Below are 12,571 nucleotides of genomic sequence, written 5' to 3'. Positions count from 1 at the left end.
ATGCATTTAAATCTTTCTACAGTGGTCTTGTCATCTGTTCAATGTGAATTAAAATTCGTCAAAGGACATAAAGTCCGAAGAAAAGGGTTTAATATTCCGGGAGAAGTGAGGCACATGAAGTGGGAAGAGTGGGAGCCGTTCTACCGGAGGATAGTGAGGGAGATGGGCTATTCAATAGAGGAGGACAGAAAAGCCGCCCAAATACTTCGTGCGCTTCTGCTGAAAGGAGACGACTATATCCTCCGTGAGGAGCTTGAGATGGTCGTCGGGAGGAAAGTTTACGTCTTCGGGGCTGGACCGAGCCTTGGGACTGCTTTGAGAGAGTTTGACTTCTCCGACGGAACACTCATAGCGGCTGACGGCGCTACCTCCGCCCTCCTTGAGAACGACTTCATTCCCGACATTGTTGTCACTGACCTCGATGGTAGGGTTCCCGGTTTGAAGATAGCCAACGATAGGGGGGCTTTTATGGTTATCCATGCTCACGGGGACAACATTGATAAGCTGACTTCATACGTGCCTTTCTTTTCCAGAATACTTGGAACTACTCAGGTAGAGCCGCTCGACATCGTCTACAACTTCGGTGGTTTTACAGATGGGGATAGGGCAGCTTTCCTCGCGGAAGAGCTTGGGGCTAAGGAGATACTCCTCGTTGGCTTTGATTTCGGTGATATCGTGGGCAAATGGAGCAAGCCTTTCCTCAGGGAACACTCACCAGTCTGGGAAACTAAGAGGAAGAAGTTCGAGTTTGCCGTGGAGCTGCTCAAATGGTTGGAGGAAAACGGAAAGGCAGTCATAAGAAAGATTGACATTGAAGAACAGAACAAAGAAAGAGTTTAGGGCTTCCACTCCAGGTGCGCCCTCTTAACTTCAAGCACACCGGAGTAGTTGCACTCGTTCCACTTCTTCTCGACCTCGTCGAAGATAACCCTCGCCCTGAAGAACGGCGCGTCCCTTACGAAGGTCTCGAACTCACCACCTTCGCCGGCAACGTGAACCCTGTACTTCTCATTAAGCCTTATCAGTTCTTCCAGAGCCTTTTCATCTATTTTTCTCCCAAGCCAGCTCTCGTCAAGGCCATAGGCCGCCGTTCCAACAACCACAACGTCGAAAATGCCAATTATTTCCCTCATGTATTCAACCGGATCGCGGTGCCAGGCGGGGGCGAAGCTCTCTATTCCGAGCTCTTTCGCCACCTTATCCACCCTCTGCTTCTGGTACTCGCTGGCCAGTGCACCGGCAACGACACCCTCAATTTTCAGTCCTTCAAGGACGGCCTTCATATCCTCGACTTCCTTCTCCTTCTCTCCGGAAGTGAAGCCCTTGACGAGGGGTATTCCAACAGCCCTCGCCTGGAGCTCAGTAAGGTGGATGTTTGGAACGTGGTACATGTAGCTCTCTTCGCTCTCGCTCACCATTGACACGAGGTACCCCACCTCAAACCCCTGCTTGAGCGCCCAGTAGAGGGCATAGTTCGAGTCTTTCCCGCCTGAATAGAGGACTGCAACGCGCATTTTTCTCACCCGAAAGCTTCAAATCATAGCCACCTTAACATTACCAGACTTAGAACCACGCTTAAAAAGGTGATGGGAATGGCACCAGAGACGGCAGTAATTCTCGCCGCTGGCTTCGGGACGAGGATGGGTGGAAAACCTAAGGGCCTGGTCATGGTAGCGGGAAGGGAGATTCTGTACAGGACGATAAGGTTACTCCAGGAGACCGGGGTCGGGCGCTTTGTAATCGTCACAAACGAGAGGTATGCGCCCTTTTATCAGGAGTTCATAGAGAAGCACGGCTTCGACGCTGAGCTCATCATAAACCCGGAGCCGGGGAAGGGGAACGGTCACTCTCTCCAACTTGCTAAGGAGAGGGTCTCTGGCAGGTTCGTCCTCGTGGCGGGCGACCATGTTTACAGTGTGGCCTTCATTGAAAAGGCTGTGAAGGGAAATGGTCTCATAGCTGACAGAGAACCCACGTGGATTGAGGTTGATGAGGCCACAAAAGTTCGGGTAAAGGACGGAAGGGTCTGGAAAATCGGGAAGAACTTCAATGACTGGGACGCCGCTGATACCGGCTTCTTCGTGCTCGACGAGGGGATATTTGAGATCACGGAAACTCTTGAGATGGAGAAAAATGGTGATTACTCACTCAGTGAAGTTATTGAGCGCGCAAAAGTCCCGGTGACTTTCGTTGACGGCCTCGACTGGATGGACGTCGATACTCCAAAGGACATCAAGAGAGCAAGAAGAATGCTCGTTAAAACGGCCGTGAAAGGAACGGGAGACGGCTTCATCAGCAGGCACCTGAACAGGAAGGTTTCAACGTGGATAAGTGAGAGGCTCGTTGAGAGAGTTACACCCAACCAGATGACAGTGGTGACGTTCCTGTTGGGAATCTTCTCAGCTCTGCTGGCGCTAGTTAACCTCCCCTTGGCAGGAATACTCTACCAGCTCAGCTCCATCCTAGACGGCGTTGACGGGGAGCTGGCAAGGGCTCAGCTGAGAGCGAGCAGATTGGGCGGTTACATAGACTCCCTCCTCGACCGCTACGTTGACGGCTCTTTCCTTGCGCTTCTCGCGTACGCGTCTCTGAAAGATCCGGTGTGGTACCTAGTGGCACTCCTCGCTCTTCTTGGCTCGGTCATGGTCAGCTACTCAACAGAGAGATTTAAGGGGGCCTTCTGCAGGGACGCCTATGCTGAGGTATCTACCCTTAGAAAACTGCCAGGAAAGCGGGATGAGAGGATGTTTCTGACCATGATGTTCCTCCTCTACCCAGTGGACGCTTCCATAAAAGCCCTTTTCCTCACGCTGGCCTTGCTAACTAACATCCGTGTTTTCTTGGTAGCATATTTCATCTCGAAGAAAGTTTTGCAAGCGAAAACTATTTAACTGTCATGAAATATTTTAGACCAACACAGGAGGTGGATGAAATGGTTAGGGTTGTTATACTCGGACAGGGATTCGTTGCCAGCATTTTTGCGAGCGGTCTTGAGAAGGTAAAGGCCGGAAAGATGGAGCCCTACGGCGTCCCAATGGCCGACGAGCTCCCGATTAAGATACGGGAGGTTGAGATCGTCGGTTCTTACGACGTCGACGCTTCTAAGGTCGGAAAGGATCTCTATGATGTCGTCAGGAGATACGACCCCGAGGCCCCGGAGAGCCTCAAGGGGATAACCGTGAGAAAGGGAATTCACCTAAGGAGCCTTAGGAACCTCCCGATTAAGGCCACCGGCCTCGACGACGAGATGACGCTTAAGGAAGCTGTTGAGCACCTTATCGGCGAGTGGAAGGAGCTCAAACCGGACGTCTTTGTGAACGTCTGCACCACTGAAGCCTTCCACATGTTCCAGAGCAGGGAGGAGCTTGAGAAGGCCATAGAAGAAGACGACCGCGAGAAGCTCACCGCCACCCAGGTTTACGTTTATGCAGCAGCCAAGTACGCCAAGGAAGTTGGCGGAGCGGCCTTCGTGAACGCCATTCCAACCCTCATCGCTAACAGCCCGGTCTTCGTTGAGCTCGCGAAGGAGAGCAACCTCGTCGTCTTCGGCGACGACGGTGCCACCGGTGCCACGCCGCTCACCGCCGACGTCCTCAGCCACCTTGCCCAGAGGAACCGCTACGTTCTGGACGTGGCCCAGTTCAACATCGGCGGCAACAACGACTTCTTAGCACTCACCGACAAGGAGAGGAACAAGAGTAAGGAGTTCACGAAGAGCTCAATCGTTAAAGATCTCCTCGGCTACGACGCTCCACACTACATCAAGCCGACCGGCTTCCTTGAACCGCTCAGCGACAAGAAGTTCATCGCCATGCACATCGAGTACGTCAGCTTCAACGGGGCCCATGATGAGCTCGTCATAACCGGCAGGATAAACGACAGTCCCGCCCTTGCTGGCCTGCTCGTCGACCTCGTAAGGCTTGGAAAGATGGCCGTTGAGAAGAAGGAGTTCGGAACGGTCTACGATGTCAACGCCTTCTACATGAAGAACCCTGGACCGAATGAGAGGCCGAACATACCGAGGATAATCGCCCACGAGAAGGCCAGGATGTGGGCTGGACTGGAGCCCAAGTGGCTCTGAATTTCCCCCCCTTTTCTCCACAAACTTTTAATTCTCCCTACCCTTAGTTTTCTTGGAGGGAAGTCGATGAGCTGGAAGAGGGGAGCTTATCCTGAATTCACCGTTGAAGATGCCGTTGCGGCGCTGTTTATTCTCAAGGAGCCGATGGGGAGGAAGGCCCTTGCAGAGATGCTCGACCTGGGGGAAGGGAGCATTCGGACACTTCTAAGGAAGCTCAACGGACTCGAGCTGATCCAGTCCACCCAAAGGGGGCACTCTTTGAGTGAGAGAGGATTGGAACTGGTTGAGAAACTGTTGGAGGAGTTCTCGGAAGTCCAGGGTGTGGGGAAGATAGAGGGTCTTCCCGCGTACGCCCTCGTGGTGAGAAAACCTGGGGAATTTAAGAGCATAGAGCTCAGGGATGAGGCGATAAGATTCCTAGCGAGGGGAGCTATGATACTGACTGTTAAGAATGGTGAGCCAGCCTTCCCTGAGGACGGGAGGCCCTTACGGGAGACCATGCCCGAACTGGCCGACAGGCTGGAGAGCCTCCTGGATTTCTCAGAGGGGGATGTCATCGTGGTGACGTGGGCAGAGAACCAAGCCGCCGCCATGAAGAGCGCATACCATGTTGCTATAGCACTGAAGGGAGACTCCCTCCCGGAGGATCTTCTCAGGATAATGAGGTGAGGACATGGGGGAGAGCAGACTTATCCTTGCCCTCGACGTCTACGAGCGAGAGAGGGCACTTAAAATAGCTAAGGAGACCTCGGACTATCTCCGGGCTATCAAGGTAAACTGGCCGCTGATTATAGGCTCCGGTTTGGAAATCATTACCGAGCTGAAGGAAAGAACCGGACTTCCGATCATAGCCGACCTGAAGCTCGCCGACATTCCTAACACGAACAGGCTGATAGCGGGTAAGGTCTTTGAGGCTGGAGCAGACTACATAATCACCCATGGTTTCGTCGGAAGGGACAGTGTCAGAGCCGTTATGAAGCTTGGAAAAACCATCATCGTTGTCGAGATGAGCCATCCCGGAGCTAAGGAGTTCATTCAGCCTGTCGTGGACAAACTGATCGAACTGGCCAATGAGCTTGAACCTTTCGGTGTCATAGCCCCAGCAACGAGACCGGAGCGGGTAAGGTACATCCGCTCGAAGCTCGGGCCTGGAATTAAGGTTATCACTCCAGGAGTTGGAGCACAGGGTGGAAGCGCCAGGGAAGCCCTCAACGCGGGTGCAGATTACATAATCGTCGGGCGCGCGATCTACGGGAGTGAGAATCCGCGGGAAGCGGCGAAGAAGATATACGAAGAGATTAGGGGGTTGAGAGAGTGGAGCTGAAGGTCAAACATCCCCTCAGTAAAAAGGAAATAAAGGAGATAGCCAGGGAGATGGCCGAAGTATTCGGTGAGGAGATAGCGGTCAGGATGGTCAGCAAGAAGGACAGGGTGGATGTGGCGGAGTTCGATAAAACCACCGAAATTCTCCTCGTGAACGGTAAACCGTTCTTCATAAGGCGGAAAGGACTTGTCTTTCCGCTTGTGATAGCCCTCTACGAGCTCTCCAACGAGGAAGACCTGCGGAAGTGGCCGAGACGCGTCGTGGTCGATGCGGGGGCCGTTCCCTTCGTGCTCAAGGGGGCGGACGTTATGGCTGCTGGAATAACCGATACCGATGAAAACATAAAGGAGGGGGACTTCGTCTTTGTGGTCGAGGAGGACTACGGTAGGCCTCTCGCTATAGGCATCGCCCTTATGAACGGGAAGGCCATGAAGGAAAAACCGAAAGGGAAGGCTGTGAAGAACATTCACCACGCCAAGGACAGGATATGGGAGCTCACGGTGGGCTGAAATGGTGGAAGAATCCGGAAAAGGAAAAAAGGATAGAATTAGGGTTCTCGTGGGGGGAGTCTTCGACATCCTCCACGTCGGCCACATACACTTTTTGAAGCAGGCAAAGAGCCTGGGGGACGAGTTAGTGGTGATAGTTGCCAACGACGCCACGGTCGAGCGAAACAAGGGCAGGAAGCCAGTAAACACCGCTGAGGACCGGGCAGAGCTCCTGAGGGCCATCAGATACGTCGACGAGGTTTACGTGGGTTCCCCCAACGCCATCGACTACGAGCTCGTCAGGCAGATAGACCCGGATATAGTGGCGATTGGGCCCGACCAGACCTTCAACTGCGACCGCCTCAAGGAGGAGCTCCGGAAGAACGGGATAGATGCGGAGGTCATTAGAATCCCATACCTTTACAAGAAGGACAGGGCTAAGACGAGCAAAATCCTCCAGCGCATAGTCGAGGAGTTCTGCGAGTGAGGGAAAAATCAGAGGCGGAACTTCCCCAGGTACTCCCTTAGAAACTCCGGATCCTCCTTTCTGACCGCGCTCATAAGCTCGTCAAACTTCTTTTCCCCGAGGGCCTGGCGGAGATAGTAGTAGAGGTTCACGGCATCTTCCACGATTATGCTCTGCCTCCTTCCTTCGTCGCCGTAGAGCTCGATGAGCTTTTTGTTGATGTCGAGGCTTATGTAGAGGGTCTTCTGCTTCTTTTGGTGCTTGAGGTCTTCCCTCTCCTTCTCCTTCTTGGGCTTTGAAGGCTTGGTCAGGTCGTTAACCGAACCGGCAAAAAGCTTCGGAATTTTGCCCTTACTCTCCTTCGACAATTGAAATCACCTCTCTGGTAAGCTTCTCAAAGGCCCTGGCGGCCCTACCTTCCGGCTCATAATCGAATATGCTCAACCCCTCACCCTGTGCCTTCTCAAGGGCAACGGCCTTCGGTATCGTCGTCAGAATCGGAGCATCCGGGTAAGCGTCCTTGAGCTCCTTGAGCCTCGTTTTCGGGACTTTAGTCTGTCGGGTGAACTTGTTCGGAACCAATCCCATGAGGGAAAGGTTCTCGTTGGTCTCCTCCCTTATCATCGCCATGAGGTTGAACATGAGCTGCATCCCTATAACTCCGAAGTAACTGAGCTCAAGGGGTATGAGGACGTAGTCTGAGGCTGTGAGCGAGTTAACGAGAAATATGCCCATACTGGGAGGATTGTCAATGAGAACGTAGTCATAGTCCGGGAGAATCGGGGAGATAGCCTTTTGTAACCTCCTCTCCCTGTTGTACGCGTTTATTATCTCTATCTCCTTGGCGGAGAGGTTGAGGTGGCTGGGGATTATGTGAAGGTTCTCCGAGACCTCTACTATAGTGTCCTCAATATCGCTCTCGCGGGTCATTATGGTGCCGACGTTGCTGTTATCATAGTTCATGACTTCCATTCCTATGAGGCCGAAGGTCAGGTTGAACTGGGGGTCAACGTCTATGAGAAGAACCTTCTTGCCCATTCGGGCGAGTCCGTATCCAAGGTTCAGCGTGAGAGTTGTCTTTCCAACGCCGCCCTTCTGGTTGGCAACGCTGATTACAACTGCCATTCTATCACCCACTAACCGTCATCCTCGATGCATTTAAAAGTTATGGAAAGAAATTTTTAAATAGACAAAAGGCTCAGAACTCTATGTCGGCGAAGAGTTCTTCGATGCGCTTTCTGCGTTCGTCGTTCCCTGCTACCTTTTTGGGCTCTTCCTGCCTTGATAGAATCTTGTAGATGTCGTCAAAATCTGCAGAGGACTTCTTCTCGAACGGGAGCGGTGCGGACCTCTTTGGGACGACGACGTTTGCCTTCGTCTGAAGGGCTGCGGCCTCTCCTCCTATTATGTGGGGGCTCTCCACACCGGTCATTATAACCATGGCGCGGACGACTTTACCCATGTCCTCGTCGACCCTCGCGCCCCACTTGATCTCAGACTTCGTCCCAAGGTTGTTATAAACGATCTCCATGGCCTCATTTATTTCGCCGAGATTGACGTCGGGGCCGACGGTGAAGTGGACCAGGGCCTTGTTGCCGCTTCCGAACTTCACATCAAGCATCTTGTTCTCAAGGGCAGCCTTAACGGCCTCAACCGCCCTGTTCTTGGAGTCGCTCTCTCCGATGCCTATGAGGGCCGCTCCGCCATCCTTCATGACGCTGTAAACGTCAGCGAAGTCGATGTTCACCATCGAGGGGAGCTTTATGGTCTCGGTTATGCCCTTGACCATCCTGGCTATTATCTCGTCGGCAAAGCGGAAGGCGGCGTTTATCGGGAGGTTTGGCACGAGCTTGAGGAGCTTGTCGTTCTCGATTATGATAACCGTGTCAGAGTAATGCAGGAGTGCCTTTATTCCAGCCTTGGCCTTATCCACCCTTATGGTCCCTTCGGTCTTGAACGGGAAGGTAACGACGCTGACAACCAGGGGCTCTCTGAAGCGCCCGCTGTGCCTGGCGCGCTCCTTTATGACCTTCGCAACCACAGGGGCAGCACCGGTTCCGGTACCGTTGCCCATTCCGGCGGTTATGAAAACGAGGTCAACATCCCCTATGGTCTCGGATATCTCGTGGGCGCTGGCTTCGGCAGCACGATAGCCAACCTCCGGGTCGCCGCCAGAGCCCTTACCCTGCGTTATTTCCCTCCCCAGAAGAAGCTTCTTGTGGGCTTTTATCCTCGCGAGGTGCTGGGCATCGGTGTTCATTGCTATTAACTCTGCACCCTCAACGCCCAACTCGTAAAGCCTTGTTATAGTATTGTTGCCGGATCCACCAACACCAACGATAGCGATTTTAATGAAATCCTCGTCGAACTCATCGCCGGTGAGATCCTCCCTCTTCTCTACCTTCGGCCCTTCGTCCAAGTCCAGCTTAATTCCAGCCTGCTCCAGGAGCTTAAACACCATTCTTATACCCCCTCTCCTCTATACGGGTGGCCTTTTCACCTTATCACATATTCGGGAACCTCGTCATCCTGGACTTCAAAGTGCATCTCTTTCTTGAGGAACTCTCTGATTGCGGTCCTTATAACTTCGCTACGGTTTGGGTACACTCCCCGCCTGACCAGCTGGTCCATCGCGTTCACAAAGCTCTGGGGGAGCTGCACGCTCACGATGCGCATCTTTGTCATTCCCTGTATCACCCAGTCCAGTGGGTCGCTACTTTAGTTAGTGCATTAAGTAGTTAAATACTTTGCGCCTCTGAAATAATATCATAAAAATATCTTTTTCAAAAAAATTTTGAAAATTTTTATAAAATCAAAAGAATTTTTAGAATAGGAGGTGAATGTACAACAAAGGTTATAACTCCCACCCTAAAATTGGAACGGGTGGTAGAATGGAGGAGGTCATTGAAGGCATAGTGGTAGGGGCAGTTAAAGTTGAGAAGCCAGAAAGGCTTATCAAAAGCCTCGGTGGGAACGTGCAGGTGGTTAGGGCCCCCTGTTATGAGGCAGTCGTTCATGCGGCGGTACTGGTAAAGAGGGCCTTTGAGAGGGGAACCAACCACGCAAAAACCCTCGGTGGGGAGTTCCTCCTGAGATTGGCTGGAACCCTACAGATTAAGGAGGCGATAAAGAAGTATGGCGTTGCTCAAGGTCTCAACTATCTCGTGGTGTTCGGGAGGGTCGAGGAAGCGGAGGCTTTCCTGAAGGAACACGGTCTGGAGGAGGAGAAGGCGGTTCACTGCAGTAAAGAGGTTTCAAAAAGTCTTTTTGAAAAATCGGCCCTAACCGAAGTTTTATAGGATAAAAGAGAATATTACCAAATTCATTCCCATCCTCATTCAGGTTAACTTTATAAGAGTCTCCTATGCAGTTCTGGGATGTCAGGGGTGATGCTCATGCGGTATAAAAAGCGCAAATACTTCATGGCCGGGAGGATAAACCTCCTTCAGCGCTCCAAGATTAGGGAGCTTTTTGAGAAGGCAAGGACGATGGAGGACGTTATCTCCTTGGGAATCGGGGAGCCTGACTTCGACACTCCGGATGTGATAAAGGAAGCTGCCACGAGGGCCATGTATGAGGGTTACACTCACTACACCCCAAACGCTGGAATACCGGAGTTCCGCGAGGCTATAGCCGAATATTATAAGGATTTTTATAACGTAGATGTGGATCCATCAAACATCATAGTCACCGCGGGGGCTTACGAGGCGACGTATCTGGCCTTTGAGTCCCTTCTCGAGCAGGGGGATGACGTTATAATCCCGGATCCAGCTTTCGTATGCTACGTTGAAGATGCCAAGATGTCAGAGGCGGGAATCCTCCGTATTCCACTCCGCGAGGAGAACGAGTTCCGCATCGATCCGGACGAGCTCGTTGAGATGGTAACGAAGAGGACCAGGATGCTCGTGATGAACTACCCCAACAATCCAACCGGGGCCACGATAGACAAGAAGACGGCGAGGGCGATAGCAGACATAGCCGAGGACTACAACATATACATCCTCAGCGACGAGCCCTACGAGCACTTCCTCTATGAGGGAGCAAAGCACCACCCGATGATAAAGTATGCGCCTGACAATACGATACTCGCAAACAGCTTCTCCAAGACCTTTGCGATGACTGGATGGAGGCTTGGGTTCGCTATAGCCCCCAGTCAGGTCATAAAGGATATGATAAAACTCCACGCCTATGTCATCGGAAACGTCACCTCCTTCATCCAGATAGCGGGAATCACGGCCCTCCGCGACAAGCGCAGCTGGGATGCCCTTAAGGTAATGAGGGACACCTACGCGGAGAGGAGAAAGCTCGTTCTGAAGGGGCTGAAGGACGTTCCGCACGTTGAGGCATTCAAGCCGAAGGGAGCCTTCTACATATGGGCCAAGATCGATCCAGAGCTCGACATGGCCAGTGAGGATTTTGCGAACTGGCTCCTCGAAAATTCCGGAGTCGTCGTTATCCCGGGAACCGCCTTTGGAAAGGGCGGTGAGGGCTGGATAAGGATAAGCTACGCCACCAGAAAGGAGCTCCTGCTTGAGGCACTTGAGAGGATGAAGAAAGCACTTGAAAAACTCTGAGGATTGGGAGGGAAACACATGGGGAGCAACAGGTGGGGTACCGTCTTAATTAACATGCTCGTTGTTGCGTCAGGATTCGGAACCATGCACATGCTTGAGAAGTTTAAGGACGCCGTTGTAGCGCACTACGGGATAGCTGAAAGTGCACTCGCCTACCAGCAGGACGCTTACGTTGTCGGCCTGTTCGTCGCGTTCCTGCTTGGGGGTACCAGCCTCTTCAAAGGCTCGTTCAAAAGGAGCGTGGGCCTGATAGTGAGCTTCGCGGCAATCCCTCAGTTCTTGATACCCTTCGTGGGGAACTGGTGGCTCGTCGTCGCCCTGCGCTTTTTCCAGGGGTTCATCGTTGCCCTCATAGCCGTTTTCAGCAACCAGATAGCTAGGCTGTTCCTAGCGGAGAGACCCTTTGCAAAGGGTATAATACTCTCCGGAATATTCTGGGGCGGCCTCTATGGCATAAGCCTGGCTAAGTTGGCCGGTGGGAGCAACGCCTCCTGGTCAGCCGTCAGGAACACTTTCCTGCTCTCCGCGGTGGTTATGTACGTTATGCTGGCTATATGGTGGGCCCTCGTTGAGGACTTCGAAATACCGAAGGAGAAGAACTCATCAAGCGGGGCCAGTGTCTGGAAGATGCCGTTCACTTGGATCTTTGGCTTCACTTTCTTCCCGGCTCTCTGGATAATCTTCACGTTCGGCTCCTTCACGCTCAACCATGCCAGCTTCACCGACGCCCAGAACGACAATCTCGTCAGGGCCCTCGAAGTCTCGATGGGTCTCTGGTCAATCATCATGGGCTACCTCGGCTACCGTCTCTCTGTGAGGAACACTTCCAACAGGGGACTCTTCAAGGCGATAGTCAGCGTCATGACGCTTTCCTATGCCGCTACCTTCCTCGGCCTTCTCGTGGTCTGGAAGGGTGTAACTGGAAGCGAGTACGCGCTGGCCCTCCTGGGCTTCGTCATAGCGGGAATAGTCCAAGGAACTGGCCCAGCTTTCTGGACAACTGCTCCAGCAACTTATCCAAAGGAGATTTATCCGGAGGCCAGCTTCGCGCTTGGACTCATCTCTAACAGCGCCAACGCCGTCGCACCGAACGTCATGTTCGTCCTGGTTAGCGGGTTCAGCACAGGAATGGTGATTTACCTCGCCATGGCCCTCTTGGGTATACTTCTCCCCTTAGTGTCGTTCAAGATGAAACTCCCAGTGGAGGGCGCCTGATGAGGGCGAAGGGCCTCATCACCCTTTCATTTGTTTTTGTGGCGGCGTACTTCCTCGGGATAGCCGCTATATCTTGGGGGGACAACCTCCAGGTTGCCGGCGGCGTTTTCATCGGCTCCCTTCACCTGCTCCTTGCATGGGGGATACTCGGTGGGAGAGAGTGGAGCATAAGTCCGTCGAAGTACCTGGCATTCCTCGACATGCTGTTCGCCCTCCTCTGGATGATGCTGGGGGTTATAATCCAGGGTGCAACCCTGTTCGTGCTCTCCACTCTGATACTCATTCTCTTGAGCGACCCCGACGTTGAGGCGGAGATACGTGGTTTGTAATGGGGGGTAGCACTGAGGCTCTACCAAAGAAACTTTGCCTGCAAAGTTTTATCAAGAGATGCTCTTTTCACAAGAATGCCCAAAACACTGAGCA

Annotated in this window: 16 protein-coding genes; 11 read left to right on the top strand and 5 right to left on the bottom strand. The window is 52.8% G+C overall.

Annotated features, from left to right (window positions below):
* The first annotated feature begins 114 nt into the window (after positions 1-114).
* Entirely contained in the window at positions 115-840 is a 726-nt protein-coding gene (locus E3E29_RS10400) for a 6-hydroxymethylpterin diphosphokinase MptE-like protein (protein ID WP_167910937.1), read from the top strand.
* Here E3E29_RS10400 and E3E29_RS10395 read toward each other — a convergent pair.
* Positions 837-1,514 carry a TIGR00289 family protein gene (locus E3E29_RS10395; protein WP_167910936.1) on the bottom strand — a complete coding sequence of 226 codons (678 nt, stop codon included), beginning with the start codon at positions 1,512-1,514 and terminating at the stop codon, positions 837-839. The genes E3E29_RS10400 and E3E29_RS10395 overlap by 4 nt on opposite strands.
* A 78-nt stretch (positions 1,515-1,592) precedes the next feature.
* Here E3E29_RS10395 and E3E29_RS10390 point away from each other — a divergent pair, with 78 nt between their 5' ends.
* The 6 genes from E3E29_RS10390 to E3E29_RS10365 all read left to right on the top strand — a co-directional run bounded on the left by E3E29_RS10390 (position 1,593) and on the right by E3E29_RS10365 (position 6,380).
* Complete coding sequence (locus E3E29_RS10390) at positions 1,593-2,891, top strand: bifunctional L-myo-inositol-1-phosphate cytidylyltransferase/CDP-L-myo-inositol myo-inositolphosphotransferase (protein WP_167910992.1); 1,299 nt, start codon at positions 1,593-1,595, stop codon at positions 2,889-2,891.
* A 41-nt stretch (positions 2,892-2,932) separates the two neighbouring features.
* Positions 2,933-4,081: an inositol-3-phosphate synthase gene (locus tag E3E29_RS10385; RefSeq protein ID WP_167910935.1), complete on the top strand. Its 1,149-nt coding sequence runs from the start codon at positions 2,933-2,935 to the stop codon at positions 4,079-4,081.
* Positions 4,082-4,147: 66 nt separating this feature from the next.
* Positions 4,148-4,750, top strand: coding sequence for a DUF4443 domain-containing protein (locus E3E29_RS10380; RefSeq protein WP_167910934.1), 603 nt, complete (start codon positions 4,148-4,150; stop codon positions 4,748-4,750).
* A gap of 4 nt (positions 4,751-4,754) precedes the next feature.
* A complete protein-coding gene (pyrF, locus tag E3E29_RS10375; RefSeq protein WP_167910933.1) occupies positions 4,755-5,405 on the top strand; it encodes an orotidine-5'-phosphate decarboxylase in 651 nt (216 codons plus the stop codon).
* A complete protein-coding gene (locus E3E29_RS10370) occupies positions 5,396-5,914 on the top strand; it encodes an RNA-binding protein (RefSeq protein ID WP_167910932.1) in 519 nt (172 codons plus the stop codon). Before pyrF ends, E3E29_RS10370 begins: the two co-directional genes overlap by 10 nt.
* A gap of 1 nt (position 5,915) precedes the next feature.
* Complete coding sequence (locus E3E29_RS10365) at positions 5,916-6,380, top strand: adenylyltransferase/cytidyltransferase family protein (RefSeq protein WP_167910931.1); 465 nt, start codon at positions 5,916-5,918, stop codon at positions 6,378-6,380.
* Positions 6,381-6,388: 8 nt separating this feature from the next.
* On the opposite strand, the gene E3E29_RS10360 is transcribed toward E3E29_RS10365, so the two are convergent.
* The 4 genes from E3E29_RS10360 to E3E29_RS10345 all read right to left on the bottom strand — a co-directional run bounded on the left by E3E29_RS10360 (position 6,389) and on the right by E3E29_RS10345 (position 9,044).
* Positions 6,389-6,727: a CopG family transcriptional regulator gene (locus tag E3E29_RS10360; protein WP_167910930.1), complete on the bottom strand. Its 339-nt coding sequence runs from the start codon at positions 6,725-6,727 to the stop codon at positions 6,389-6,391.
* The gene (locus E3E29_RS10355; RefSeq protein WP_167910929.1) at positions 6,711-7,484 is read right to left on the bottom strand and encodes a ParA family protein; all 774 of its coding nucleotides are present in this window, start codon (positions 7,482-7,484) and stop codon (positions 6,711-6,713) included. Before E3E29_RS10355 ends, E3E29_RS10360 begins: the two co-directional genes overlap by 17 nt.
* Before the next feature lie 73 nt (positions 7,485-7,557).
* Complete coding sequence (gene ftsZ / locus E3E29_RS10350; protein WP_167910928.1) at positions 7,558-8,820, bottom strand: cell division protein FtsZ; 1,263 nt, start codon at positions 8,818-8,820, stop codon at positions 7,558-7,560.
* A 35-nt stretch (positions 8,821-8,855) separates the two neighbouring features.
* Positions 8,856-9,044, bottom strand: a complete 189-nt coding sequence (locus tag E3E29_RS10345; protein ID WP_167910927.1) for a ribbon-helix-helix domain-containing protein — start codon at positions 9,042-9,044, stop codon at positions 8,856-8,858.
* 206 nt (positions 9,045-9,250) lie between these two features.
* Between E3E29_RS10345 and cgi121 the strand changes: the two genes are divergently transcribed.
* The 4 genes from cgi121 (at position 9,251) to E3E29_RS10325 (ending at position 12,477) form a co-directional block, all read left to right on the top strand.
* A complete protein-coding gene (gene cgi121, locus E3E29_RS10340) occupies positions 9,251-9,658 on the top strand; it encodes a KEOPS complex subunit Cgi121 (protein WP_167910926.1) in 408 nt (135 codons plus the stop codon).
* 96 nt (positions 9,659-9,754) lie between these two features.
* A complete protein-coding gene (locus E3E29_RS10335; protein WP_167910991.1) occupies positions 9,755-10,933 on the top strand; it encodes an aminotransferase class I/II-fold pyridoxal phosphate-dependent enzyme in 1,179 nt (392 codons plus the stop codon).
* An 18-nt stretch (positions 10,934-10,951) separates the two neighbouring features.
* On the top strand, positions 10,952-12,148 hold the full coding sequence (locus E3E29_RS10330; RefSeq protein ID WP_167910925.1) for an MFS transporter: 1,197 nt from the start codon (positions 10,952-10,954) through the stop codon (positions 12,146-12,148).
* Positions 12,148-12,477, top strand: coding sequence for a hypothetical protein (locus tag E3E29_RS10325; RefSeq protein ID WP_167910924.1), 330 nt, complete (start codon positions 12,148-12,150; stop codon positions 12,475-12,477). Before E3E29_RS10330 ends, E3E29_RS10325 begins: the two co-directional genes overlap by 1 nt.
* The last annotated feature ends 94 nt before the right edge of the window (positions 12,478-12,571 follow it).

This window comes from Thermococcus sp. Bubb.Bath, assembly GCF_012027595.1.
Lineage (GTDB): Archaea > Methanobacteriota_B > Thermococci > Thermococcales > Thermococcaceae > Thermococcus.
Note: the sequence above shows the minus strand (reverse complement) of the source record. Positions and strands in the feature narration are given on the sequence as shown.

Excerpts from the sequence above, each read along its gene's own strand:
- E3E29_RS10325 (WP_167910924.1), top strand. The coding sequence starts at position 12,148 with ATGAGGGCGAAGGGCCTCATCACCCTTTCATTTGTTTTTGTGGCGGCG.
- pyrF (WP_167910933.1), top strand. The coding sequence starts at position 4,755 with ATGGGGGAGAGCAGACTTATCCTTGCCCTCGACGTCTACGAGCGAGAG.
- E3E29_RS10330 (WP_167910925.1), top strand. The coding sequence starts at position 10,952 with ATGGGGAGCAACAGGTGGGGTACCGTCTTAATTAACATGCTCGTTGTT.
- cgi121 (WP_167910926.1), top strand. The coding sequence starts at position 9,251 with ATGGAGGAGGTCATTGAAGGCATAGTGGTAGGGGCAGTTAAAGTTGAG.
- ftsZ (WP_167910928.1), bottom strand. The coding sequence starts at position 8,820 with ATGGTGTTTAAGCTCCTGGAGCAGGCTGGAATTAAGCTGGACTTGGAC.
- E3E29_RS10335 (WP_167910991.1), top strand. The coding sequence starts at position 9,755 with ATGCGGTATAAAAAGCGCAAATACTTCATGGCCGGGAGGATAAACCTC.
- E3E29_RS10400 (WP_167910937.1), top strand. The coding sequence starts at position 115 with ATGAAGTGGGAAGAGTGGGAGCCGTTCTACCGGAGGATAGTGAGGGAG.
- E3E29_RS10345 (WP_167910927.1), bottom strand. The coding sequence starts at position 9,044 with ATGACAAAGATGCGCATCGTGAGCGTGCAGCTCCCCCAGAGCTTTGTG.
- E3E29_RS10395 (WP_167910936.1), bottom strand. The coding sequence starts at position 1,514 with ATGCGCGTTGCAGTCCTCTATTCAGGCGGGAAAGACTCGAACTATGCC.
- E3E29_RS10380 (WP_167910934.1), top strand. The coding sequence starts at position 4,148 with ATGAGCTGGAAGAGGGGAGCTTATCCTGAATTCACCGTTGAAGATGCC.
- E3E29_RS10385 (WP_167910935.1), top strand. The coding sequence starts at position 2,933 with ATGGTTAGGGTTGTTATACTCGGACAGGGATTCGTTGCCAGCATTTTT.
- E3E29_RS10365 (WP_167910931.1), top strand. The coding sequence starts at position 5,916 with ATGGTGGAAGAATCCGGAAAAGGAAAAAAGGATAGAATTAGGGTTCTC.
- E3E29_RS10390 (WP_167910992.1), top strand. The coding sequence starts at position 1,593 with ATGGCACCAGAGACGGCAGTAATTCTCGCCGCTGGCTTCGGGACGAGG.
- E3E29_RS10355 (WP_167910929.1), bottom strand. The coding sequence starts at position 7,484 with ATGGCAGTTGTAATCAGCGTTGCCAACCAGAAGGGCGGCGTTGGAAAG.